At 45.8% G+C, this 25,467-nt stretch carries 22 protein-coding genes, 1 tRNA gene and 1 pseudogene; 11 read left to right on the top strand and 13 right to left on the bottom strand.

Annotated features, from left to right (window positions below):
- A pseudogene (locus tag QUB51_RS23160) lies at positions 1–404 on the bottom strand (photosystem II D2 protein (photosystem q(a) protein)); the annotation flags it as partial.
- Positions 405–718: 314 nt separating this feature from the next.
- On the opposite strand from QUB51_RS23160, the gene QUB51_RS23155 reads away from it, so the two are divergent.
- The 7 genes from QUB51_RS23155 (at position 719) to QUB51_RS23125 (ending at position 9,606) form a co-directional block, all read left to right on the top strand.
- The gene (locus QUB51_RS23155) at positions 719–1,285 is read left to right on the top strand and encodes a photosystem I assembly protein Ycf4 (RefSeq protein WP_333057558.1); all 567 of its coding nucleotides are present in this window, start codon (positions 719–721) and stop codon (positions 1,283–1,285) included.
- Between the two features lie 315 nt (positions 1,286–1,600).
- On the top strand, positions 1,601–2,395 hold the full coding sequence (locus QUB51_RS23150; protein ID WP_333211575.1) for a peptidylprolyl isomerase: 795 nt from the start codon (positions 1,601–1,603) through the stop codon (positions 2,393–2,395).
- A 212-nt stretch (positions 2,396–2,607) separates the two neighbouring features.
- Complete coding sequence (locus tag QUB51_RS23145) at positions 2,608–3,879, top strand: beta-ketoacyl synthase N-terminal-like domain-containing protein (RefSeq protein WP_333263557.1); 1,272 nt, start codon at positions 2,608–2,610, stop codon at positions 3,877–3,879.
- A 566-nt stretch (positions 3,880–4,445) separates the two neighbouring features.
- Complete coding sequence (locus tag QUB51_RS23140) at positions 4,446–5,555, top strand: ATP-binding protein (RefSeq protein WP_333057564.1); 1,110 nt, start codon at positions 4,446–4,448, stop codon at positions 5,553–5,555.
- Positions 5,556–5,737: 182 nt separating this feature from the next.
- Positions 5,738–7,615, top strand: coding sequence for a DNA mismatch repair endonuclease MutL (gene mutL, locus QUB51_RS23135; protein WP_333263554.1), 1,878 nt, complete (start codon positions 5,738–5,740; stop codon positions 7,613–7,615).
- Positions 7,616–7,783: 168 nt separating this feature from the next.
- A complete protein-coding gene (locus QUB51_RS23130; RefSeq protein WP_333211570.1) occupies positions 7,784–8,608 on the top strand; it encodes a transglutaminase family protein in 825 nt (274 codons plus the stop codon).
- 311 nt (positions 8,609–8,919) lie between these two features.
- Positions 8,920–9,606: an alpha/beta hydrolase gene (locus QUB51_RS23125; RefSeq protein ID WP_333057570.1), complete on the top strand. Its 687-nt coding sequence runs from the start codon at positions 8,920–8,922 to the stop codon at positions 9,604–9,606.
- Between the two features lie 160 nt (positions 9,607–9,766).
- On the opposite strand, the gene QUB51_RS23120 is transcribed toward QUB51_RS23125, so the two are convergent.
- Positions 9,767–10,231 (bottom strand): SRPBCC family protein, encoded by a 465-nt coding sequence (locus QUB51_RS23120; protein WP_333057572.1) that lies wholly within the window; start codon positions 10,229–10,231, stop codon positions 9,767–9,769.
- Between the two features lie 147 nt (positions 10,232–10,378).
- Here QUB51_RS23120 and QUB51_RS23115 point away from each other — a divergent pair, with 147 nt between their 5' ends.
- A complete protein-coding gene (locus QUB51_RS23115; RefSeq protein WP_333057573.1) occupies positions 10,379–11,710 on the top strand; it encodes a transposase in 1,332 nt (443 codons plus the stop codon).
- Between the two features lie 101 nt (positions 11,711–11,811).
- The gene (locus QUB51_RS23110; RefSeq protein WP_333211568.1) at positions 11,812–13,488 is read left to right on the top strand and encodes a mechanosensitive ion channel; all 1,677 of its coding nucleotides are present in this window, start codon (positions 11,812–11,814) and stop codon (positions 13,486–13,488) included.
- 231 nt (positions 13,489–13,719) lie between these two features.
- Here the strand turns inward: QUB51_RS23110 and QUB51_RS23105 are convergent.
- From QUB51_RS23105 to QUB51_RS23090, 4 genes are all read right to left on the bottom strand, one after another.
- A tRNA-Pro gene (locus QUB51_RS23105) sits at positions 13,720–13,793 on the bottom strand.
- Between the two features lie 37 nt (positions 13,794–13,830).
- Positions 13,831–14,199: a DUF1818 family protein gene (locus QUB51_RS23100; protein WP_333057576.1), complete on the bottom strand. Its 369-nt coding sequence runs from the start codon at positions 14,197–14,199 to the stop codon at positions 13,831–13,833.
- Between the two features lie 145 nt (positions 14,200–14,344).
- Positions 14,345–14,956, bottom strand: a complete 612-nt coding sequence (locus QUB51_RS23095; protein ID WP_333240793.1) for a hypothetical protein — start codon at positions 14,954–14,956, stop codon at positions 14,345–14,347.
- Between the two features lie 285 nt (positions 14,957–15,241).
- Positions 15,242–15,472: a DNA-directed RNA polymerase subunit omega gene (locus tag QUB51_RS23090; protein ID WP_015175138.1), complete on the bottom strand. Its 231-nt coding sequence runs from the start codon at positions 15,470–15,472 to the stop codon at positions 15,242–15,244.
- Between the two features lie 80 nt (positions 15,473–15,552).
- On the opposite strand from QUB51_RS23090, the gene QUB51_RS23085 reads away from it, so the two are divergent.
- Both QUB51_RS23085 and QUB51_RS23080 read left to right on the top strand, forming a co-directional pair.
- On the top strand, positions 15,553–16,245 hold the full coding sequence (locus QUB51_RS23085; protein WP_333057579.1) for a GDSL-type esterase/lipase family protein: 693 nt from the start codon (positions 15,553–15,555) through the stop codon (positions 16,243–16,245).
- Between the two features lie 375 nt (positions 16,246–16,620).
- Positions 16,621–17,874, top strand: coding sequence for an S-layer homology domain-containing protein (locus tag QUB51_RS23080; protein WP_333057581.1), 1,254 nt, complete (start codon positions 16,621–16,623; stop codon positions 17,872–17,874).
- Between the two features lie 128 nt (positions 17,875–18,002).
- Here QUB51_RS23080 and QUB51_RS23075 read toward each other — a convergent pair whose 3' ends face one another.
- The 7 genes from QUB51_RS23075 to QUB51_RS23045 all read right to left on the bottom strand — a co-directional run bounded on the left by QUB51_RS23075 (position 18,003) and on the right by QUB51_RS23045 (position 25,163).
- Positions 18,003–18,512, bottom strand: coding sequence for a pentapeptide repeat-containing protein (locus QUB51_RS23075; RefSeq protein ID WP_333057582.1), 510 nt, complete (start codon positions 18,510–18,512; stop codon positions 18,003–18,005).
- A gap of 127 nt (positions 18,513–18,639) precedes the next feature.
- Positions 18,640–19,989, bottom strand: a complete 1,350-nt coding sequence (locus QUB51_RS23070; RefSeq protein ID WP_333263551.1) for an LCP family protein — start codon at positions 19,987–19,989, stop codon at positions 18,640–18,642.
- Between the two features lie 14 nt (positions 19,990–20,003).
- Positions 20,004–20,351 (bottom strand): DUF6717 family protein, encoded by a 348-nt coding sequence (locus QUB51_RS23065; protein ID WP_015175132.1) that lies wholly within the window; start codon positions 20,349–20,351, stop codon positions 20,004–20,006.
- Between the two features lie 586 nt (positions 20,352–20,937).
- The gene (locus QUB51_RS23060; protein ID WP_333057584.1) at positions 20,938–22,113 is read right to left on the bottom strand and encodes an aminotransferase class V-fold PLP-dependent enzyme; all 1,176 of its coding nucleotides are present in this window, start codon (positions 22,111–22,113) and stop codon (positions 20,938–20,940) included.
- Between the two features lie 49 nt (positions 22,114–22,162).
- Positions 22,163–22,768: a molybdenum cofactor guanylyltransferase gene (locus QUB51_RS23055; protein WP_333057586.1), complete on the bottom strand. Its 606-nt coding sequence runs from the start codon at positions 22,766–22,768 to the stop codon at positions 22,163–22,165.
- A 159-nt stretch (positions 22,769–22,927) separates the two neighbouring features.
- Entirely contained in the window at positions 22,928–23,992 is a 1,065-nt protein-coding gene (locus QUB51_RS23050) for an anthranilate phosphoribosyltransferase family protein (protein WP_333057588.1), read from the bottom strand.
- Between the two features lie 196 nt (positions 23,993–24,188).
- The gene (locus QUB51_RS23045; RefSeq protein WP_333057590.1) at positions 24,189–25,163 is read right to left on the bottom strand and encodes a LysR family transcriptional regulator; all 975 of its coding nucleotides are present in this window, start codon (positions 25,161–25,163) and stop codon (positions 24,189–24,191) included.
- Positions 25,164–25,467 lie beyond the last annotated feature (304 nt).

Genomic DNA, 25,467 nt, shown 5'->3' with positions numbered 1-25,467 from the left:
AAACGGGCGATTTCAATCTGACGCAGGCAAAAGCCGATCAGTGCGAAGGCGCCGTGGAGGGCGACAAATGTCCACAGCCCGCCGAGTTGGAACCAGCGGGTGAAGTCCCACTGTGCTTCGGGGCCCCACAGGAACAGCAGGGAGTGTCCGAGGCTGTTGGCTGGGGTGGAGACTGCTACGGTGAGGAAGTTGGCTCCTTCGAGGTAGGAGCTTGCCAAACCGTGGGTGTACCAGGATGTGACGAAGGTGGTGCCTGTTAGCCAGCCACCGATGGCTAGGTAGGCGCAGGGGAATAGCAGGATGCCAGACCAGCCTACGAAGACGAAGCGATCGCGTTTGAGCCAGTCGTCGAGGACATCAAATATGCCTCTTTCGTTCTGGGCGCGTCCGACTGCGATTGTCATTGGGGTAAAATCCTTTTGCTTGTTAAAAGACCAAGGTTTCTAATTAAAGTTAACATAACTATATATTAGAAGTTCATAATTTTTCAACTAGAACAGCAGAGTTCCCCCACTAGAGGCGTACTCGATGAAAGGGTGGTTGAGAGGAAGGCCATCTTGGTTGACGATGCTCAGCAACTATCGAACTGACCCTTCGTCGCCCAGGGGCGAGGTGGCGGTGGTTGAGGACAATCCCGATCGATCGCGATCTCGTAGCCGAAGGGTGACGCTCGGTGGGCTAATTGAATTAAGATTTGGCTTTAAGGCTGTTTAATTTTATGACTGCAAAAACAATGACCTCGATCGATCCTGTCCTGCGCTACCCGGTTTTGGGCTCCCGCCGCTTCAGCAATTACTGGTGGGCGACGGTGGTCAGCATTGGAGGGACTGGTTTCCTGCTGTCGGGCATTTCCAGCTACTTGCACGTTAACCTGCTGCCTTTTGCTGACCCGACTCAGCTCATTTTCATCCCCCAAGGCATTGCGATGGGTTTCTACGGTGTCTGTGGCGTGCTGTTGGCGCTCTACCTGTGGCTGACTATTCTCTGGGATGTCGGTGGCGGTTACAACGAGTTCGATCGCCAAACTGGTAACATTCGGATCTTTCGCTGGGGTTTTCCCGGCAAAAACCGCAAAGTTGATTTTAATTGCAAGACATCGGAGGTGCAATCTGTGCGGGTAGACATTAAAGAAGGTCTCAATCCCCGCCGCAGTATTTATCTTAAGCTCAAAGACCGCCGTCAGTTTCCCCTGACTAGAGTCGGACAGCCGATTGCTTTGTCTGAAGTGGAAAATCAAGCGGCCGAATTGGCTCGATTTTTGCAAGTTCCCCTAGAAGGACTTTAGGGATTTGCGATTGGCGATTTGATATCTGAGATTGGTAATGTCTCGTAGGGTGCGCCGGGCCGCGCACCTTACCTACCTGGTAAGTGAAAAAGATTTATCTGCGAGTAAGCCTGTTACCAGTTTTTGAATCTATCAATTAACAATACTTCCGACAGTTTTTGATAGCCAACCGTAGAATAAGGCTTTCAAGGCTCCAAGGCAAGTTCGCTACCAAAGGAAAATCGCGGGTTTCAGACTGCGAACTAAAAACACTCCGGACTATTGAATTAAAATCTTTAGTTGCAAAGTCCGTAATTGACTCAAAGTGAAATACAAATGCAAATGCAAATCAAAATTCAGCGGTGGTTGTTCTCACTTTTAATAATTGGCGCGTTGTTTGTCGGAGGATGCGGTAGTTCCCCTGTGGCAAACTCGACTCCGACATCGAATCCGGTGTCGGGTGAAAATATTTCTTTGTCTCCGTCTCCGTCTCCTTCTCCTGCTGCTGCTGTAGCGGCGAGTTCGCAATTTAGCAATTTGCCACGCTTGGACGGAAAAGCAACGGTGGTGATGACGGTTAAAGGTGCTCCTATTACGATCGAACTCGACGGCACAAATGCGCCAATTACTGCGGGCAATTTTGTCGATTTGGTTCAGAAAGGTGTCTACGACGGGCTGGTTTTTCACCGAGTCGTGCGGGAACCTCAGCCTTTTGTAGTTCAGGGTGGCGATCCCCAGGGTAAAGACCCTAAATTCCCTACGGCGCGGCTGGGAACTGGCGGTTTTATTGACCCGAAAACTACTGTAGAACGCAGGATTCCTCTGGAAATTAAAGCTCAAGGTGCTGCCAATCCGACTTACAGCGCGACGCTACAAGAAGCTGGGGTTAAGGAGAAACCCGTGTTGATGCACAGTCGCGGGGCTGTGGCTATGGCTCGATCGCAGAGTCCTGATTCGGCTTCTTCTCAGTTTTACTTTACTTTGACGGATGTACCGTTTTTGGACGGTAGCTATGCAGTTTTTGGGTACGTGAAGCAAGGGATGGATGTTGTTGATAAGATTGAAGCGGGCGATCGCATTGATAAGGCTACTGTTACTCAGGGTTTGGAAAATTTTAAGCCTGTTAGCTGAAGTTAGTCATTAGTGATTAGTCATTAGTGATTAGTCATTAGTCATATCAAATCCGGTAGCATCGGAATTAATCTTACCCACAGTCAGGACACGGCACTGCCGTGTCCCTACAATTAATCTGGCGCGCAAGAAACGGCTCTGCCGTGTCCTCTATAGCATTCCGGTGTTACCGGAATAGATATCATTAGTCATCAGTCATTAGTCATTAGTGAATGGATGTTGTTGTTACTGGAATTGGTCTAGTTTCGAGTTTAGGCAGTCTGGAAACTAGCTGGATAAGACTGCTGTCTGGAGAGTCGGGAATTCGGGAACATCAACCTTTTCTGAAAATTGAGCCGCAACCTTTGGCTTTAATTCGCACAAAACCTGCGGATTTAATAACTTTAATTCGGCAGGTTTTAGCAGATGCTTTGCAAGATGCTAATTTGACTTTGCCTTTGCCAGATTGCGGGATTGCGATCGGTTCTAGCCGAGGTTTCCAGGCAAATTTGGAACTGTTGGCTAGCGAAGGAAGTTCGGCAACGGATTGTGTAACGGATGTAACGGATGGAAGAAAGACGGAAGTTGAAAGAAGTCTGAGGGAATTCGGAAGAGGGAAGTCGCAAGAAGCAAAGGAATTCCCAATTATCGATTCCCAATTCCCAATCCCCAATTCCCAATTACCGATTACTAATTGTCAATTTGTGAATTTTTTGCCTCACATGGGGGCGATCGCAGGGGCGAGGGCAATTGGCTCAACGGGGCCGGTGCTGGCGCCGATGGCTGCTTGTGCGACGGGCATACAGTCGATCGCCCGTGCTGTTGATTTAATCCGCACTGGTGAGTGTCAGCGGGCGATCGCAGGTGCTGTGGAAGCGCCTATCACACCGCTGACTCTGGCTGGATTTAGCCGGATGGGTGCTTTGGCAAACAATGGGTGCTATCCCTTTGATGAAAATCGGGAAGGCTTTGTGCTCGGTGAAGGCGGGGCTTTATTTGTATTAGAATCGGCCGAGTTGGCAAGGCGTCGTGGTGCTAAAATTTACGGTCGAGTTTCTGGTTTTGGCTTGACAAATGATGCTTGCCATGCTAATGCGCCGGAGCTGGGGGGGAAAAGTGCGATCGCGGCGGTAAATCAATGTTTGAAACGCAGTAATTTAGCTGCGATTGATATAGATTTTATTCATGCTCACGGTACTGCAACTGAGTTAAATGACCGACACGAAGCACTGTTAATTGAGAAGTTATTTCACCCAGGAGTTGCTGTTAGTTCGACTAAGGGGGCGACGGGTCATACTTTGGGAGCTTCGGGAGCTTTGGGCGTGGCTTTTTGTTTGATGAGTATTAAATATCAGATGTTGCCGCCTTGCGTGGGAATGAAAAAACCGGGGTTTGAATTAGATTTTGTTCGCTGTGCGCGATCGGCTATTGTCAGAAATGCGGTTTGTTTAAGTTTTGGCTTTGGCGGGCAGAATGCTGCGATCGTTTTATCGGGCGATCGTTAATTTTTGTAAACTTGGTCGATCGGCATTTAAATTACACGATCTCTCTACAGTTAAAATCTTCTGAGGTGGCCGGAGAACCCCCCCACATCGAATTTAAATCTCAAAAATAGTACAATTTATGTATTTTAGTCAATTAACTGAGAATTTTGGTGAGATTGCTGGTGCTGCTATGCTAGTCTGGCTCTCCATCCCGACGCTAATCCTTGCGTCAAAGCCTCGGAGGCTAGAAAAGAGAGCCAGATTAAAGCAGTATTGTATTTTAGTGAACAAACCTGACGGTCAACTGAGTACAGTTAGACCGCAGGCTTCTTTTTCCTTTTTTTTCTCATGCTTTTTATAGTGAGGTAGTTCCACCCCCACTTGCTAATATAGTATCAGAGTATTTCCCGATCATCAATGGGTATAAAAGAAATAATTGTCGGTTTCCGTACCTACACCCGACGCTTCTTTCCATCACGCGGGCGTAATTTATTCGGGGTACTTCGCGCAGCGCTCAAATTAATCCCCTCTAAATATACCGAGGGACTTCCCGGCTGGTAGTTAAATTAAGTCTCAGGTATTTTCACATGGATCTGGCCTCTCATCGATTTATGTCTTATTTTGAACCAGAGCAAGCTGCTCACCTTTGCCAAATAGCTGTTTTGGAGAGTTTTGCTGAGGAAACGCTGGTTTTTGAAGAAGGAGAAACAGCGGATTTTTTATATCTAGTTTTAGAAGGTAAAGTCGAGTTTAGCAAGCGGATTGAAAATCATAAATATCAAACTGTTGCTGTCGCTAACCCAGACGATTATTTTGGCGAACTCGGAGTTTTAGACGGAGAGCCTCGCAGTGCTAGAGCTGTTGCAGTTGCAGGATCGACTTTGGCCAAAATAGCCCGTGAAGAACTAATAACAACTCTCCAGTTTGCTAAAGGCAGTTCGGTGATGCAAATGTTTAGTTTCATTACTAAAAATTTACGGGATACCACGGATCAATATGTTAGCCAATTGGTACACAAACAAAAAATGGTATTGGTTGGAGAAATGGTGAGTACAATTATTCACGATTTCAAAAGTCCTTTTACCGGAATAAAACTCTCTAGTGAAATGCTCAAAGAAATGCACCCGGATGAGGAAACTCAGGAGTGGTGTGAACTTATTCAATTGCAGGTTCATCGAATGTTGGGGATGGCTGAAGAAGTATTAGAATTTTCGCGTGGGAATTCTGTATTAAATAAAAAACCAGTTAATCTAATTCAGACGTTGCAGCAGTTTCAAAAGTTGAACAGAGTTTATTTTGAAGCAGCAAAAGTAGATTTGGTAGTACGGGTGACAGAAGTGATAGTGGAAGCGGACGAGAATAAGATTTTGCGCGTTTTACAAAATTTAGTTGGGAATGCTGTTGAGGCTTTTGGCGGAAGAGGGGGGCGGGTGGAGATTGCGGTGACACAAACTGAGGAGTGGGCAGAAATTAGCATTTACGATAACGGCCCCGGCATTCCGCCGACAATTAAGGACAAGTTATTTGAACCGTTTGTGACTTATGGTAAACGGACTGGTACTGGGTTGGGAACGGCAATTGTTAAGTCGATCGTTGAGGCTCACAAAGGGCAAATTACTTATGAGTCAGAGGACGAAAAAGGAACAACTTTTTACATTCGCTTGCCGAAAAATATGGTTTTAGCAGAGCAAAAATAAGTAGGTAGGAAGATATATACTTAGGAGTTTCTCACTAAGCGTCAGAGACTTGGTTGATGAGTAGATATCTTGGTATCCCACAAGATTTTTCTAATGAACCGGGTTGAAAAGCTTAAGTCCTAATACTGTATAGCGACTTGCAGGATCTAGTAGAATTGAATTAACGAAATGCTAAAAATCTGATGCCAGTTACTATTCAAACCTTACCCACAGAAGTTATCAATTTAATTGCCGCCGGCGAAGTGATTGACTCGATCGCCTCCGCGGTACGAGAATTAGTTGAAAATTCTCTGGATGCTGGCGCAACTCGCATCGTTGTTTCTGTCTGGCCCGAACAGTGGCGGGTGCAAGTTGCAGATAATGGTACGGGAATGGATCTGGAAAATTTGCAGCAGGCGGCTTCGCCTCACAGTACGAGCAAAATTACCACGGAAGCTGACCTTTACAAAATTGCTACTTTGGGATTTCGTGGGGAAGCTTTGCACAGTTTAGCTCAGTTGGGCTGTTTGGAGGTTTTGAGCCGATCGAATGATTTGGGATTGGGGGATTTTTCGGAAAATCAAGATTCGGCGCCAACCCCCGCCAAATCTTCCTTTAACAAGGGGGGAATGGAAAATGCTCGATCGGGCTGGCGGGTGGTTTACAATAACGCAGGCGTTGCTGTAGAGGTGGAAACAGCGGCGATCGCTCCTGGTACGGTGGTGACTGTTGATAATTTGTTTGGCAATTGGCCTGTGCGCCGCAGTTTTTTGTCGCCGGCACAGCAAATGCGATCGATCCAATTAACTCTTCAGCAAATTGCTATTTGTCACCCGCACGTTAATTGGCAGTTGCGTCAAGGAAATACGCCTTGTTTGCACGTAACTCCTGGTAGCACAGCGGAACAACTTTTACCTCAATTCGTGCGCGGTGTGCGATCGAGCGATTTGCAGTATTTAAAGTTAGATTTGCCGGCGAGTCCTCAAAATCAGAAAGCAGCAAATTTCTTGCTAGAAACTCAACTTGTGGGCGCTACAGTTAAACCTAATTACCAATTCCCAGTTGCTACTTCCCAATTCCAAATGCCTAATTCCCAGTTTTTAGAATTAGTAATTGGTTTGCCCGATCGCTGTCACCGCAGGCGGCCGGATTGGGTGAAAGTTGGGGTGAACCGGCGAGTTGTGCGATCGCCCGAATTAGAGCAAACTATTCTCAGCGCCTTTGCCCGCACTTGTCCGCGCGATCGCTATCCCGTGTGTTTTGTCCACCTGCAAATCTCCCCTTCGGAAATCGACTGGAACCGCCACCCGGCTAAGGTTGAAATTTATCTGCACGATCCGAGTTTTTGGCAAGCGCAAGTTAGCGCGGCAATTACTCGTGCTTTGCACCTGAATGATGATGTTTTGCCGCCTGTCCCTATTCCCGATCGAGTGGGACAATTGCTGAAGGCGTCGGAACAAAAAAGTGCTTACAGTGTCGGGATTTCGGCTAGGGAGAATGATGACGGCGGCGAACAGGAAAAAGCTAATAAAATAGGATTGATGGAATTGAGGGCGATCGCTCAAGTTCACAATACTTACATTGTTGCCGAACATTCCAGCGGAATGTGGTTGGTGGAACAACACATCGCTCACGAGCGCGTTTTGTACGAGCAATTGTGCGCGGCTTGGCAGCTAAAATGTCTCGAAAAACCAGTGATTCTCAGTCAATTATCTGCACTGCAAATTGAGAATTTATCTCGCTTGGGTTTGGAAGTAGAAAGTTTTGGGGAACAGCTATGGGCTGCCCGCGAAGTTCCTGAATTGTTAGCCGATCGAGATGACTGTGCGGATGCGCTTTTTGAACTCAGTAAAGTCGCAGATTTACAAGCGGCTCAAGTTGCGACTGCTTGCCGTAGTGCTATGCGAAACGGTACTCCTTTGAGTCTTTCCCAAATGCAAAATTTGTTGGATGAATGGCAGCAAACTCGCAATCCGCGCACTTGTCCTCACGGCCGCCCTATCTATTTTGCTTTGGAAGAATCGACTCTGGCTCGGATTTTTCGCCGCAGTTGGGTGATTGGTAAAAGTCACGGGATTTGAAGGTTAAAAGTTAAGCTGTAAGGTGCGCGTTACATACAAGACTGTTTTTTTTGAACCGCAGAGGGCGCAGAGAACGCAGAGAGGAAGAGAAGAGAGATGTTTTTAATATTTTTTTGGGCAACTGGATATTCGTATAAAATGTCAATTAAAATCAAATAAATCATAAATATGGATTTTCCGATCGCCCGACAACTATTTTATCGAGAAATAAATCAGCCTGATGGCTCGATCGACCTGGCGAAAGCTGCTCTTTATATGGCTTTGGAAGAATACCCAAATTTAGAGCCAGAGGAGTATCTCAACGCTCTTGACACGATCGCAGATGAAGTGCGCGATCGCCTGCCGACACAGAATTATCCGCTGCGGATTATTCAAACTATTAACGCCTATTTATACGGGGAGTTGCTGTTTGCGGGCAATGATGTTGATTATTACGACCCGCGCAATAGCTTTTTGAATGAAGTTCTCGATCGGCGTACTGGCATTCCAATCTCTTTATCTTTGGTTTATTTGGAGGTTGCTAAGCGGATTGATTTTCCGATGGTGGGAATTGGGATGCCAGGACATTTTTTAATTAGACCGGATTTTGAAGATGCTGGTATTTTTGTTGATGCGTTTAACGGCGGCGAAATCTTATTTCCTGAAGATTGTCAAGCCCGACTTTCTCAAATTTATGGGCAACCTATGGAGTTGCAGACGACTTTTCTCGCCCCGGTAAGTCGCCGACATTTGTTGGGACGAATGCTGGGAAATCTGAAGGCTATTTACTTGCAACAGGGAGATGCTGTGAGGGTACTCTTGGCGATTGAACGGATTTTGCTGCTGTTTCCCGATGCGCTGGGGGAACGGCGCGATCGCGGAATTCTCTATTATCAACTGGGACGCTTGGTAGAAGCGCGCCACGATCTGGAATTATACCTGAGAAATGCTCCGAATGCTCCTGATGCTGCTAGAATTCGCCAATTGGTCGATCGGCTCGATCGGGATCTTTGAACTTAAATTCGCTATATGTCGCACAGCACACTATAAGACATAAAAGTGACACTCAATAAACTGCTGCCTGACGACCAAATTTCGCTTTTATCATTTTTGCCATGGGATCTAAAATTTGGCAAAAAATTAACTATAACATATTAATTGTCAATTAAAACCTATCTTTTGATAGGTTGAATTTCCTTGACTTGACTGTAATATCATAGGTCATTTACGCAAATCCCGATTCGACTTTCCCGACTGATATCCGCACAGATATCCGCACAGAAGAGCGATCTAAAAAGTATTTTGACCTAAAGAGGCACAAACTCATGAACTTTCAGTTTCAACAAGGTTATCTCAACGGAATGCAATCGCTGTCAGTCCATTTAACCAAAAGAATGTCAAAGTCTTTATCATTAGGTTTGGCGCTTTTGCTGGGAACAAGTGCAGTATTCCTAAGCAGCGGCAAAGCCTTTGCATTAGATAATGTTACCGTAAAATACGGTGCTGTTGACGTAACACTACCGATGAGCGATTTGCAAAGCTTTGTACAAACTGGCAAGGCTTCCTCTCAACTGCAAAGCGTTCTGAGTCTGGCGAAACAAACTCCCGAGTCGGTGCGCGAAATATTAACGCGAGAAGTGCCTTTAGATTCCCAATTAGTAGCGCGGCTAGCAAGCACTTATTTTGGGGAAATAGTTTTCAAACAATTGGGGGAGGTTGCTTATGCGCCGACTGCTCGGCTTCAAAGCGTGCCCGCACTGCGCGATGCTTTAGTCGCAGCTTCCAAAGATGGCAAAATATCGCTGATTGAAGTAATGCAAAATTACAGCCCTGCGGCTTTAGAAGTTGACGGCAATCAAGCGATGGCTATCTACGAACGAGTGATTAAAGATGTGCAAGATTTGCAAGCTTTGTATCAAAATTCCCCGGCTTTGCAAAATACGGCTAACCAAGCCGTGAATTCGGCGAGAGAAATGATTTGTCAGCCCAATCCAGCGGGAAGTGCGAAGTAAATAACTGAAGTTGGAGGGAAGGGGGAGTCGGGAATTGGAAATTGGGAATGGGTGCTTTTTTTCGTATTAGCTGTAGCTTTCAGCTATTAGCAATTACTCATCATCCATTCCCAATTCTTCGGCTACGCGAGGGTAAAAGTTCCCAATTACCCATTATTCATTACCCCTTACCCATTCTTTGAGATAGTTGCTCGGCTACCCGCTTTAGTCGGCGGAGTTGGTCTTTCATATCTTTTTCTGTCCAAGGGGCTGCAAAACGATTGAAACCAAATCTAATTAAACGATTGGGAATTTGAAATTCAAAGCGGTTAATCAAGAGAGTACCTTGGATTTGCGGCTGGCATTCCCAACGATCGCATCCTTTGAAAAATCCGTCAAACCCCCAAACAATTAAACCTGGTTGTCGCTCCAACACAACACTTTCTAAAGAGGGTTGCAAAACAGGAATTTTTATGATAAATAAGCTGCGACTTCCTACGGCAGTATCCCATTCGCCCTGGGGATCGCAGCGTAGCAGGGGATTGAGCCACTTGTGCATTAAAGTGCGATCGACTATACATTGCTCCACCAAGGTAGCAGCAGCGCGAATTTCAATGGATTGCTCGAAAACTTGACGAATTGACATGAGAACCTGCAACAAGGAGGGTATTACAAAACTTTGCTTACTTGATAGTCCTTTATTTACTTGTAACGTCAATTTTTCCAGAAATTAAAAGATTGACACACTCATAAATACAGTGTATCATCTTGAATTAAAGTATATATACCGATTATGGAGTTAGTCGAAAGGCACATCATTAAACCAAATCATAGGTTTTATCGAGAAGCCGATAGACTGTCTTGGCTGTGCAAAAATTTTTACAATAACGCTAATTACATCTACCGTCAAAAGTTTTTCGCTAGCCAAGAAAGAAACGCTCTGGCTGTCGATCGCGCGCTCAAAACAAGTCCTGATTACAAAGCACTGCCCGCAAAAGTAGCACAAAGCACGATCGGCTTAGCGATCAAATTAGTGATAAAAGCATGGACTAGCTATTATATGGCGGTGCGAAACGATCGGGAAGACCAAACTAAGTTTAAAACCGCACCGAAAATCCCTCATGACAAAGGTTCAAGAGAGCTAAAAAGAGAGGACGGGCACTATGTAGTTGTATTTAATTGTCAAGCTGTCAGCAAAAGAGCCTTAAAAAAAGGATACGATCGTCCCTCTGGGACTAATATTTGGTTGCCCTCAAAAGTGACATCGATTCTGGAAATCCGGATTGTTCCCAAAGTAGGTTGTTATGTTGTCGAGGTGCTATATGAAAAGTTAGAACAGCCTTTACAAGTTAATCGGAGAGTCGCTGCCATAGATTTAGGATTAAACAATATGGCAACATTAACCTACAATGTTCGTGGGTTAGTACCGACAATCTACGAGGGACGGGGTGTTAAGTCCAGAAACCAATACTGCAATCAAGTTTCATCGGCATTGAAATTATTGCTGCCCGTAGCGCAAAAAAACAGTAAAAAACTAGCCCGATTGTGGCACAATCGTAACTGTAAAGTCGATTACTACCTCCATACGACGAGTTCCGCAATTATTAAAGAACTCGTTAATCATCAAATTGGCTTGCTGGCTATAGGCCAATACGCTTGGCTTAAGGAAAATTGTAGCGAAAATGTTGGGTTTCGTTCCTCAACCCAACCTACGCACTACGCACGATCTGTTTTTTTAGAACTAACTGAACCGTATTGGGCTATAGGCTGGAACGAGGATTTTAAAGATGGGATTAATACTGGTAAAGTTGACAATCTAAATTTTTCCCGTATTCCCCATCGCCGATTTGTGCAAATGTTGCAGTACAAAGGACAACTTGCGGGAATTCAAGTTGGGTTAGTTGAGGAGAGTTACACATCCAAATGTTCAGCTTGGGATTTGGAACCAATTCACCAACATTCCGACTACATTGGCAGTAGGGTAAAAAGAGGATTGTTCAGAACCCAAACTGGACGATTCATAAATGCCGATGTCAAGGGTTCTTTGAATATTGGCCCCAAAGCAGTCGGAGATGGGTTGATCCCAAATTCGCTAGAGGGTTTTGTAGTTAACCCAGTACATTAAAAGTGTACAAACATTAAATTTAGGCGATGTCTAGATTTTTTGGAACTATTATTAAAGTTTCGTCTTCTCCTTGTCAAATGTGACGTTAACCTGAGAAAAAAATGAATGAAACTTGGCAAGAAACAACTCAACCCATATCGGGCCCCATAGCGGCTTTGTCCGATCGCCTTTTGGCCCAGGCCCAGCCCGCAAATCCCCTGACAGATGCGGAACGCGGAATTAACAATTTCCTTCAGGGCTCAAACATTGAAAATCTCCTCTGGGCCGTCGGTATCCTGCTCATTGGCTTGATAGTATCAGCCCTCGTCTCATCTTTAGTGGGGGGATTGCTCAAGAAAACTACGCTCGACAACCGGCTGGCTACTTGGATTACCGGCCGCCCGGAAGGATCTGGAGCCCCGCAAGTGGAAAAATGGATTTCCGCAGCGGTTTTCTGGATCATTTTTGTCTTTTTCCTAATTGCCTTTTTCAACCGGCTGAATCTCACGGCTGTCTCGCAACCCCTCAATACTTTTCTCAATCAAATTACCGGTTTCTTGCCGAAGTTAGCCGGCGCGCTAATTTGGTTGGGGATTGCTTGGGTGTTGGCGACAGTCGCCAAAATGGCAGTATCGCGGGCAATGCGCGCTTTTAACGTGGACGAGCGCTTGAATCAAGAGGTGGGCGCAGCGCCCACTGAGCGCCCTTTGCTGCTGAGCGATACTGTGGCGAATGCGCTGTACTGGTTCATTTTTCTGCTGTTTTTGCCACTGATTCTCGACTCACTGGAAATGCAGCAGGCTCTGCTGCCGGTTAATAATTTACTCAACCAAATTCTGGCGGCAATTCCGAAAATTCTGGAAGCTGTGCTGATTGGGTTTGTGGGCTGGCTGCTGGCTATGGTGGTGCGGCGGATTGTCACGAATCTGTTGGCGGCTGCTGGGGCAGACGGTTTGGGTGCTCGGTTTGGAATTTCGCGGACTTCGGGCGGACAATCGCTGTCGTGGATTGTCGGTACGATCGTCTATGTTTTGATTTTGATTCCAACCGCGATCGCAGCTCTGAACGCTTTGGACATTCAAGCGATTTCGCAGCCTGCTGTCGCGATGCTCAACGACATTTTGGGCGCGGTTCCCAAAATATTCACGGCGGCGCTGATTCTGGCGCTTGCTTACATTTTGGGCCGCTGGGTAGGCGATTTGGTTACTAATATCCTGACCGGAATTGGCTTTAACAATGTCTTTTCTTGGTTGGGAGTGCAGGCACCGAAACAGTCGCTGAGGCTACCGCCAAGTTCGATCGATCCCGACGCAACGATTCTTCAGGAACCGGAAATTCCGGCCCGCACGCCTTCTGAGTTGGTCGGCATTGTGGTGCAGGTGGGCATCCTGCTGTTTGCAGTGGTGGCTGCTACCGACGTGCTGCAAATTCCAGCGCTGACGGCTATTGTTAGCGGTATTGTCCTGGTTGCAGGTAGGGTGCTAGCCGGTTTGGTGGTATTTGCGATCGGCTTGTATTTGGCGAATCTGGCGTTTAGTTTGATTGCCAGTTCTGGAACTCGCCAAGCGCGGCTTTTGGGCCAAGCGGCTCGGGTTGCGATTATTGCCTTTGTTTCAGCCTTGGCGCTGCAACAGATGGGCATTGGCAGCGATATTGTGAATTTGGCTTTCGGGCTCCTGCTTGGGGCGATCGCAGTTGGCATTGCTCTAGCTTTTGGTTTGGGCGGGCGCGAGATTGCGGCCGACCAAATTCGCGAATTGTTAGCGTCGTTTAAACAAGATAAGACGCCACGTTTGTAATACTATAAAATGGCGTTTGTCAAGTACAAACGCCATTTTTTTATGATTAATTTCATTGTGAGGGTCGCGAAGCAATCGCAAAGCCTTTGAATTTGAGGATACAGCTATAGACTGTTCGGAAGCAGAGATTGATTCTTGTTTCTGGGCCCATGCCCCTAATTGAGAATGTTAAGAGCTGCATCGCCGGCCCTAAAACAACAAAACCTTCTCTATGAGAAGGTTTTATCACAATCGGAGCGGCGGGATTTGAACCCACGACCCCTACTACCCCAAAGTAGTGCGCTACCAAGCTGCGCTACGCCCCGACAGCTTTAACAGCTTAGCATAGAATTCCCGAAAAAGTCAAAAAACTTTTAAAACTTTTGCGGCCTGCACCAAAGTCGGAACCGCAGCCGCCGGCCAAAAACCCTCGCACCTCCTGCCAGCATTCAGGATCAACTGCACGCTGTAAGCTTCGGGATAGCCTTCCACCTGCACCCACAGCAAGTCGCTTTCGGCTTCAATGGCTATTTTTTCCTCGTCCATTAACTCAGAGGCCATTTGACTCATGGTGCCGGCCAATTGCCCCAACAATCGGCAAAAATCGTTTAACTCAGCCTCTGTGAGTTCGATCGCCCAACCGTCGCCAGCTACCAAACCCTTAAACTCCTGGGCCTCCGGGTTCCATCCCAAACGCCACCCAACATCGGTTTTAATTACACGTTCCACCATTAAGGGATTTTAGATTTTAGATTTTGGATTTTAGATTAGTAGGCTTACCCATAAATACGAAACGAAAGAAACCGGGTTTTTTACCTGTGTTAAAAGCTTAAATGCAATATTTCCGTAAAAAACTCGGTTTCTGTATCCATAAGTATTACGGTGCCAGCAACTTCGCATCTCCCGGCTGGGGCTGCGGTATCTCCGGTGAATTCGATCGCCCTTGTGGTTTTTCCCCCGCAGGTGTGCGCCCACGCCCGGAATTCTCCGTAAAAACATCAACCAAAGCTTCAACCAAAGCATCCCGCTGTGCTCTATTTAACTTTTGAATAGCAGCGCGATCCTGTTCCATTGGATTTGAGCGCAAAAGGTCTTTTCCCGGATAAACACTTTCCACCAAATAATCTGGAGTCGCCCCCAAATAGTCAGCTAAACTCAACTTCCAATCAAAGCGGTAATTGGGCGGCCGTCCTTTGACAAATACGTGATATCGAATGAACCGCCCGACTAAAGTATTGGTAGGATCGACTTTTCCAGTTTCCTTAGAAATGTAGTTATTTTCGATCGGGAAATCCGGCAATTTTTCGTACACCAATTTCCACGCATCTTGCACCCTCACTTGCGGCGGCGCAGATTGTTGAGCCACCCGCTGCACTGATACAGACTCAGAACTCCGCAGCAGCGAAGGTTCCAAAGCCGACATACTCAGTTCCCCGGATTCCAATACCCAACTCAAAAGCGTGAAAATCGCTACACTCAAAGTAACCAAGAGAAAACTTAAGCCCTGCTTTAATCTATTCACGGTTTTGACAATAATTTCAAAAATAGAATAATTTCATAAACTTACCCCCAAGCAGATGTCCTAGTTTCTAATTTTAGGATTTACGATCCTCAACCCGGTTTATTAGAAACATCAGAGTTTTTTTAACAAGGGAACTAGGAATCAACCGGGTTTCTCCTCCCGCGCACCCAAGTCTAGTTTAAGAAAGTTTTGAGTGTGGAGTTTAAAAAAATTACTCGCAATTCACCACTCAAAACTCAAAACTCCCCAACTCTAGATGTCTCCGATAATTTCCGGCTGAGTCAGTTCATCCGACATCTCAAATATCGCCCGCATTACAGGTTTCATTTGATGGTCGTCCATATTGTCAAAATCTTCATATCGACGGCGTTTTGCGCGGTTCGCCACCTGCACCGTAATCCGATAGCGGTTGGATGCACCGTTAATCAACTCTTCCGCCCGACGGGTTAGCTGAGTTGAATCGAAAGTTGGACGCTTAACCATGAGACTCCCTACTTTATGTAATGTTACATTCTAGTCTAGTATGTCAAGATTCATAATTTATTAACTGAGTATCATTACTTATGCAGGTAGCAACAGCCTATTCCTTTGGTCACTTGCATCGGGGAAATTCTCATCCCCTCAAATTGGTTGCTTTCGGTGACAGCTTAATCTACGGTTTCGGCGACGGTGTAGGTGGAGGTTGGGTGGAAAGATTGCGGCGCCAGTGGATGTTACCGGAGAGTGCAGGACACGTTTTATACAATTTGGGCGTTCGGGGCGATCGGGCCTATCAAGTCTCCCAGCGGCTCGAAAACGAGTTTCGCCACCGTGGCGAGCTCAGAAACCGTTTCCCGGATGCGATTATTCTTTCGGTAGGCCTCAACGATTCGGCGAGAGTACAGTCGCCTACCGGGCGCAGCTACACTGATTTTGAACATTTTAAAACTGTTTTGGATCATTTGTTAAACCTGTCCCAACAACTTTGTCCGGTGATATTTGTCGGGATGGTGCCGGTGGATGAAAGTAAAATGCCTTTTCAAGATTGTTTGTATTACAATCATGCCGACCAATATCAGTATAAAGAAGCAACAAAATTAGCTTGTCAGTTGCGGGGAATTCCCTATTTAGATATTTTTGATAAATGGATAAATCGGGGCAGTGATTGGTGGCGATCGCGCTTGATTGCAGATGGGCTGCATCCCAATGCAGCGGGGTATCAATCTTTATTTGAAGATGTGACAAGTTGGGAACCGATCGCAAGTATTAGTCATTAGTTAGTTGTCAGTAGTCGGTAGTCATTAGATAGTAGTCATTAGTTATTAGTTATTAGTCATTAATCTAGTCGAGTGAGGGCGGGCGCTCTTGGCACCGCCCCTACATATAAAGGCTCTGCATCCAGAACTCTATAATTTCAAGGTAGATAAGGGAGATAAGCAACATAAGGATTTTAAGGAATTTAAGCATTTTAAAATTACCCAATCACCATAAAAATATTTATTTTAAAAGACCGTATCTTCCCCGCACCATAAGTAAAATTCTTCAATAATGATTACATAACCGAGGGAAAGAGCAAGTTGGGCAGAATCAATCAGCCTATCAAAAGCTTAGTTCTCCTCAATAAAAAACTTGTGTAAATTGGAGAATCAAAAATGTCTGTATTACATCGCATTAAATCTGGTACATCTGTTTTATTAACACTGGGAACAGTTGCCGGAACCGCAGCGCCGATGCTAACTCCCGCGCCTGCTTTTGCTCAGACAGCTTTTTCGGATGTTAATAATAACTACTGGGCAAAAGACTTTATCCAAGATTTGTCAGAAAGAGGAATTATCAAAGGATTTCCCGATCGCACTTTCCGCCCGGATGCACCGGTAACGCGGGCTGAATTTGCGGCAATGATCCGTTCGGTGAAAAAGGCAAAAACCCGCGATGCTGTGCGGTTTGCCGATGTTCCGTCTAATTTTTGGGCAAGCGGGGCGATCGCCGAAGCTTACGAAATGGGATGGATGTCTGGCTATCCCGGCAATGTTTTTAGGCCGACACAGCAGATTCCTCGCGTTCAAGTTGTAGTCGCTTTAAATAACGGCATGGGCTATGAGCCTAGGTGCGATTTTCAAGATGTTCTCAGCTACTATAATGATGCGGGTGAGATTCAAAGTTATGCTGTCAAAAGCGTTGCTGCGGCTACTGAAAAACAGTTAGTTGTCAGCTATCCCAATCCTAAATCTCTCAAACCTAACAAGTCAGCAACACGAGCTGAAGTAGCTGCTTTTATCTATCAAACATTAGTGAGTACCAATCAAGCAAGACCAATTAATTCTCCTTACATTGCTAAGATTGATGTTAGCGAGTCGGTTGCTGTGCAAATTCCCAGGGGGGTGACTATCCCAATCGAGTACACAAAAGGCAAGATTTTGCTCGCCCCTAATGACAAGTCTCCGATTACGCTGACTGTAGCTGCGGATATCACGGGAAGTAATGGCCAAGTGTTGATACCCGAAGGCTCGAAAATTAGCGGCGAATTGCGATCGACTGCATCGGGCGTTCAGTTTGTGGCTCAAGAATTAAGTATACTCAACGGGAGCAGAGTGCCTCTCAATGCCACTTCGCAAGTGATTACTAGGAAAGAAACTGTTACCAAGGGCGTTAATGTTGGTAATCTGGTTAAGAATACGGCGTTGGGTGCAGCAGCAGCGGCGGCGATTGCAGGTGTTACGGGCGATCGGGCGATCGCAACTGAAGAGGTGCTCGGCGGTGCGGGAATCGGGACTTTGATCGGGGTATTTTTGGGTCGAGATAAAGTCGATTTGTATGCTGTTAATCCCGACACCGATCTAGATTTGCTGTTGAATTCCGATTTGGTAGTTGGTACTGCCAGCACAGACATTTGTAGCGCTCGATAGAGCCGATAATGGGAAATTTCCTCAAACCCCTCGCCTTGCAGGAGAGGGGCTTTAATTTGTGTATTTCACTTTCCTACAGGTGCATCTAATCAAATAATTAGCCAGGGATTTTCTTTAAGTGTGAATTCCTACGGACATCCCAAACTTTCGCGAGTAGAAACTCCCGTCACGGGATTGACACCATCTGCTTTCTCGCACAGGAGAGTCACTTGATAAGCGTCGATAATCGCGTCAGTAAAGTCAGCGCCGGAAATTGCAGCATCAAAAAACCGAGTTCGAGTCATAATTGCCTCGGAAAAATTAGCATTTGTCAAATTAGCGCCGTCGAATGTAACTCTATCTGCCAAAGCGCCGGAGAGGTTGGCACCTGACAAGTTTGCATTCAGCAAAACTCCCTTAGTCAAAATCGCATTAGTTAAATCAGCACCTTGAAAGTTTGTTCCCCGCATTTCCGCAGCGACAAATGTTCCCCCCGCTAAATCAGAGTTGGAAAAATCGCGATCGGACAAATTAATATTTGTGTAATTAATATTTGTTTTTGGTAGGGCAAATGCTGGAGTAGCACTCAGCAGCACCCACCCCAAAGCCAACACTAAACTTAAAACCAGGCTCAGAAATATTCGGAAAACACTTTTCATGATGATGGGAATGGGGAATTGGGCATAGTAGACTGTTGACTGTTGACTAATGACTGTTAACTGTTAACTGTTGACTGTTGACTGTTGACTAATGACTGATGACTCATGACTAATGACTCATGACTAATTAAAATCGCTTTACCCAATCTTCGCCAACGCGAAGCGTCAAGTCAGAATTAATTTCACCGGTAGAAGATGCTTCAAGTTTACCGCCGCCTAACTCTTTTTGCAGTAGATTCGCTGCCTCTAAATCGCCTTGCTGAACAATAATTTGACTTTGACGCTGCTTTTGGGGCGCATCCTGCACTACAGATACATTAAAAAATCCCTTTTTTGTGAGAAATTCAGCAACGTTTTTTGCGCTTGTCGGTTTGCTAGAAGCGTTTTGGACAGATATTTTGAGGTTTTTGGGCAACAGGGACTCGGTTGGGTTGCGAAATCGTCCTTGTTCAAAATCCGGCACGCTCTGGTTCAAGTATTGTGTCATAATGCGATCGCGCCCGAGAACATCTACAATCCAATAACTCCTCAAATCCCCTGTTTCTGAACTAGAACGTCCAGGCAACATTACCATTTTAAAATTATCTCGCTCCAATTGCAAACCGAAATTGGCTAGCGTCAATATTTCCTCATAACTTAGGTTTGTATCCACATATTTTTGCATCAATCGAACAATTTGTGGCAAGCGCACCAATGCTGATGGACTTGCGAGGCGGTCCCGAATAGCTTGAATTAAAGATTGCTGCCGCTGAATGCGGCCAATATCTCCTAAACCATCGTTGCGAAATCGAGCAAATTGTTCTGCTTGTTCTCCGTTGAGAGTTTGCCATCCCTGGCCTAAGTTTATTTTTAACTTTTGGGCAGTATCTGTATAGGACATCGCGCGAGGTACAAATACCTCAACTCCGCCCAACAAATCGACTAATTCCCGAAACGCATTGCTGCTGACTCGCACGTATCTTTCAATTTTCGTATTGTTCAGCATACTGCTAACTAATTGCGTCGCCAAAGCTGCTCCTCCCGTAGCATTAGCTTCGCTAATTTTGCTGAATCTAATTCCGGGAACTTCGACTTTAGTATCTCGTGGAACTGAAAGTAAACTAATAGATTTATCTCTAGGTTCGAGGTGAAATAAGAGTATCGTATCGCTGCGGCCGTTAAATATCTTAGGGGAATTGGCAGCAGATTCTGGCATGGCGTCAATTCCCAATATCAAGATATTAACTGACCGCGACAGGCGGTATCCAGAGCGGTTGGAGGATAGATAGTCAAAGCCCGTCGCCTCTAATACTCTATTGATAATTGGCGGTTCCACGGGAGCTAAAAGGGCGGTAATTGCACCCAATGTAGCCGAGATGGCGGCTGTGAAAACTAGGAAAAATAGCCCCACTATATACAGGAAGAATTTAGGCTTTTTTCGAGAGATTTCAGCGACTGGTGTAACAAAGTCTCTTTTAAAAATTGACAAGTTTTTCATAGACTTGCTGTTGGTTATTGCAGTTTTTCAGCTTTGCAGTAAAACTTGGGCGGTGCTTCTGGGAAGTATTTGAACATAGCCGGACACAGCCAGCCTTCGAGATTTTTCGATTCCCACCGATACCAGTTACCGCCGTATTCTGCTTTCAACCACAGCATTTCTGCTTGATATCCGGGAAATGGATTGGCTGAAAATAAAAGTCGGAAACCTTGGGCGGCATTGGGAATGTCTGCGACAAGCGCGTTAATCATTTCGGGGACGCCCTGAACAAATGGTTCTCGGACAAGTCCGACTCGCTCGTCGTCAAAAACCCAGGTGTACTGTTCGCGATAGGGGTAAATTACCATCATGGCATTGGACATGGTATTCGCCTCTTTTCATTTCCTTTTTTTGTCTGCAAAAATGCAACTGTTGATACATTATATTCTGTGGCGCGGAAGTTGTGCGCTATCCGCTTTGACAACCCTGTTTTAACTTAGGAATTTTCGCGGGTTATTTACCAATTTTATTCGGTTTGGGCGGATTGGTGAAGTTGAGAGCGATGGGGTTTTAAATCTATTTTTGTGGCTTTTTTTATTTTATGTAATACCAATTCTCCAAACTCTTGCAACAATTATGAGTTTTTGGTTTGTTTACGCTCACGCTTCAGGTAAGGTGCGTCGCTTGGAGATTGTCGCTCTTTTTTAGGATTGGCAGGTGGCGACGCACCCTACAGCTACTGTTGCATGAGTTTTGAGAATTAGTATAAATAGTATCCCAATTAAACAGAAATAAAGGTGATTACTGCCAGGATTTTTACTCTTATGGTGCCTATTTGTATAACCATTACTACGTTTATAGTAAGGACAAATAGTCTGTATTCATCCCAACTATGAGAACCGACACCCTAACTACCAAACTATAACTATTTGTAGCTGGGTGTGATGTTTCTTTTCGGGAAAATCCCGCTCAAATTCTCGTCAGCTCAACCAGGGCATTAGCTAAATATTGATACTGCGGCAAAGTATTGTATAATTGAGCCGAAATCCTCACCAACTGCTTACTAGCATTCGGCCAAGGAATCACCGGAACTTCAATTTTAAAAATCTCCCACAGCGCCTCTTGCAAAGGTGGAATTCCTCCCTTTGCAACCACATCAGACTGGGAGTCTAGCAGCGGCACAACAGCCATCGAACCCACCATTTCATCAGGACAAGGTAGCGGCAAATCTAATTTGTCCGCCAATATTTTTCTTCCAGCCAATGCTAAAGCATGATTCTTTGCCATCAATTCCGGCCAGCCGCCGCTCAACAAAGAACCCATAAAATCAATAGCTACAGGCACGCACAAATAGGGGCTAGGATCGACTGTTCCCATCCAGTCAAATTCTAGTTGAAAGCGCGATTTATCAGCACGGGGCGAGTTAGCACCGTGACTGATTGTAGTTGGCCGAATGGCATTTTGTTTGTCGCGCCGCACGTATAAAAAGCCCGCACCTTTCGGCGCGCACAGCCACTTGTGGCAATTTCCCGTATAATAAGCTGCGCCAATTTCCTCTAAATTCAGTGCTACCATTCCCGGCGCGTGAGCTCCGTCTACCAATACATCCACGCCACGGTTAGCTAACTCGCCGACTAACTGTTTGATGGGAAAAATTAAACCTGTTTGGCTGACAACGTGGTCTAATAAGGCTAACTTTGTTTGCGGTGAAACGCACTTAATTATTGCTTCAATAACTTGGTCGGGTGACTCAATGGGAAAGGGGACTTCTGCTACTATTACTTTAGCGCCTGTACGCTCGGCTACAAAATTAAGTGTGTTGCGGCAAGCGTTGTATTCCTGATTTGTAGTTAGCAATTCGTCGCCCGGAGAAAAACAGAGCGATCGCAAAACTGCATTTACTCCCGTCGTCGCATTCGGCACAAAAGCCAAGTCATCCTCACTCGCACCGAGAAATGCTGCTAACTGATTTCTCGCATTATCCAACAAGGGTTCAAATTCCCGCAGTAAAAAGCGCAATGGTTCTCTTTCCAGTTGTTCTCGAAAAATGGTTTGCGCTTCGAGTACGGGAATCGGACAGGCCCCAAAAGAGCCGTGATTGAGGAAAGTTATATCGCGATCGAGCAACCAATATTGGTTAATCATTAGTAAATAGTAATTAGTAATTAGTCAGTTAACTGTCAACTGTCAAAAGTCAACAGTTACTCATTTTACCTTTTAATTGCTCAAACTCTTCTAATGTATTGCAATTCGATAACATTACTGCTTCTCGTTCCCCTACAGGTAAAGGGATTGCGGGTATTTGATTTAACCAAACTTGAAAGGAACGTCCTCCTTTGTCAATAAAACTTTGCAAGCTGGGCAGAGATTGTTGGCGGTAGAAGCCGCACAAAGGCTCCCAGCGCGAATTTTGATAAGGGACAACTGCTAAAGTTGATGGGGGAAACTCTGTTAACTGACTTGCCCAATTCTGAATAATCTGGGCATCCAACAAAGGCAAATCGCAAGCTAACAGTAAAATCCACTCGGCGGCAATTTCTGTCAATCCCTGAGTCAATGCAACCAAGGGCCCGGATCCCGGATTGTACTCTACCAGAAATTGGGATGTTTCGGTTAAGGTCGATCGATAGCGATCGGGCCAAGCAGTCAGAACATAAACTTCGGGGGTTACAACTGCGGCAACTTCCAACGCCCGCTGCAAGAGGGATTTGCCCTCTATTTCCAGTAGAGCTTTATCCCTACCCATCCGCGAACTTTGGCCGCCTGCAAGCACAATTACGGCAATTTTATGATTAGTCATTAGTCAGTAGTCAGTAGTCAGTAGTCAGTAGTCAGTAGTCAGTAGTCATTAGTTATCGCAAGAATTGTCTGTTTTGAACAGGCAAGATGCCTGTTCCACAATAATTATTGGAGATGTCTAGTAGTCAGTAGTAAGTAGTCAGTAGTCAACTGTCAACTGTCAACTCAAAACACTAACGGCTTGGCTAACTTCCTCAAGTTTTTGCACGACTTGACCCCGACTTAATAAAGTTTCTGCCTCAATCAAACCCGAGCTCATATCCAAACAAACTCCGCTGCGCCACAGATAAAATCCGCCGTTCCAGATAGCGGACTGCATCACTTCTGAGGGTTTTCCAAGCAACACTTCCTGCATTTGTTTTAATAACTCAGAGGTTGATTCAAATGCCGGATTTGTGTTGCTAAAACCGTAATCTCCGTGGGCCAAAAGCAGTCGTTCAAACTCGGCATCCGGCTTAGCAATGCCGATAATCGCAGTACGATCGCGCGGCAAATCGCAGCTTCCCTCCAATCCTTTGACTGTGGTATAATTTTTGATTCCCCGCAAGTCAAAGGCTTTTTGAAACATACCTTCTGTCGGCGGGTGGACGTAGCCCGATATAACGTTAACATCGCCGGCACAGGGACACCACATCAACTCCATTGTCGAAAAAGGTGGCCGTTTTCCAATTTCGCGGCGGTAGGGCACTAAAGCGGCGGCTTGAGGAAAATGCTTGGGAAGGTACACAAAACCCAAACCCGTATTGTCAAAAACTTGCTGGACTTTTTCTAAACTCAGTTTTCTCCAGTCAACTCCCAAACCGCGCCAAATTTCAATCAGGGGAATGCCTTCCTTGGTTGGCATGGTATCCCCGCCGTGCATGAGGGTTGGGACGCCAGATGCGGCTAAAATTAGGGCGGTTATTGGGCTAATTGGAGCCGTGCGCGATCGCCCGTCGTAAGCAACGCCAAACACGGCGACGGTAGAGACGGAAAACCCTTTTTCTCGGTTTGGGGGGGCAAGAAGGGGCCCCAATTCTTCATAAGCATCGAGCATTCCCGCTAATTCTTCCCCAGTGGGCCGTTTAATGCGGTGGGAAATCATAAAAGCTCCTATTTGAGCTGGTGTTGCTTCCCCCAGCAGCATCATCCGCGTGGCTGCTGCTGCTTCCGAGCGAGTTAAGTTTTCTCCTGTGTGTACTCCGCTGCCAATTTTTCGCAGCAATTCTCTAAATGCGTCACTCATAACATTTGAAGTTGGTAATTGGTAAGGGGTAATTGGTAGTATTTGAACCGTTTTAAATTTAAATTTCAGAACTATCTATTCAAAATTATCGAATTATACCAGTTCCCAAAAAGAAGGCAATTGTTGGAAATGTCCAAACCCTTATTTCATCAGTCATTCCCAATCTAAAATATAAAATATAATATCTAAAATGGTATTAACTCCCTGATTTTTCTAGGTTGATTACATCAAATGGCGGCACAAATTCGCGTACCAAATTCCAGAAATGGGCGATCGGCGGAATTTGCATTCGATCGTGAGTTGTCACCAATACCACTTCGCGAGTCCAAGTGGGATCTGCGGCCAATTGACCGATCGTCGAAACCTTGGAATTTGAGCGCTCTGGGGCGATCGACCGAATTGCTAAAGTACGATCGCCCTTCGCCTCCACCAAAGCTGAATGCGGCAGCAAAGCAATCAATTCTCCCTGTCGCACCACACCCCGAAAAGCATCAAGAGTGTTGAGTTCCAAAACAGCATGAAGTTTAGCACCGATGCGTCCAAATTGTTCTTGCACCATCCGCTGCATTCCGTACCCGTCCTTAAACACCACTTGCGGGTAACAAATCAATTCCGGCCAAGGTACTCGATCGTACTGTGCCAGGGGATGACCCGCCGCCATCAACACCTCGATCGGCTCATTGTAGAGCACCTCAACCAACATTTCCGGGGCTTGAGTAAAATGGCGGTTGTTCATCACCACAGCGATGTCAACCAAACCGTCTTTGAGGACTTTCAGAGCTCGATCGCTCCCGAGGGCAGTCACTCGCAATTGCACGTCTGGATAGTCGCGGCAAAACTTTTGCAGCACAGGTGGCAAATAAGCAGCGCAAACCGAATGAATCGCCGCCACGCAGAGTTCCGGCTGCTTTCCTGCCCGTAAGTCTCCCAATTCTTCAGCAGCATTTCGCCAAGTCTGACAGATTTTGCGAGCGTGAGGCAGTAGGCATTCCCCTCCCACAGTCAGTTTCGCGTGGGCCGTGCGGTGAAACAGCGACAAACCCACTTCCGCTTCTAATCCCTGCACTTGGCGGCTAATAGTCGATTGGGTAACGCCACACTTCCGGGCCGCTTGCTGAAAGCTACCAGTTTCAGCCACTGAAAGAAATGCTTGAAGCTGCTCTAAGCGCATGGATGTTTCATTCGAGATGGTTTCAGAAATTTTACTGGAACATAATCTGTGACATTAACCGATGTAGTAGCAGAATTTAGTAGACTTTGATACAGGTACAGATTAGTTTTGATTCCAGCGCCAGAGGCGGGGATGCTGCGCTCTAAGCATCAATCTGCTCCGGCAGGATTTCTGAGCCTCCAAGTAGAGGTCGATTCTCCTATGTTGAAGGGATTTCTGAATCTGCAAACTTATCAAAAAATAGATTCAATAAAGATGAATTTATCGACTATTGCCAGTTGCTAGCTAAACCGTTTCACCCAAC

It is taken from the genome of Microcoleus sp. AT8-A3 (assembly GCF_036705675.1).
Lineage (GTDB): Bacteria > Cyanobacteriota > Cyanobacteriia > Cyanobacteriales > Microcoleaceae > Microcoleus.
Note: the sequence above shows the minus strand (reverse complement) of the source record. Positions and strands in the feature narration are given on the sequence as shown.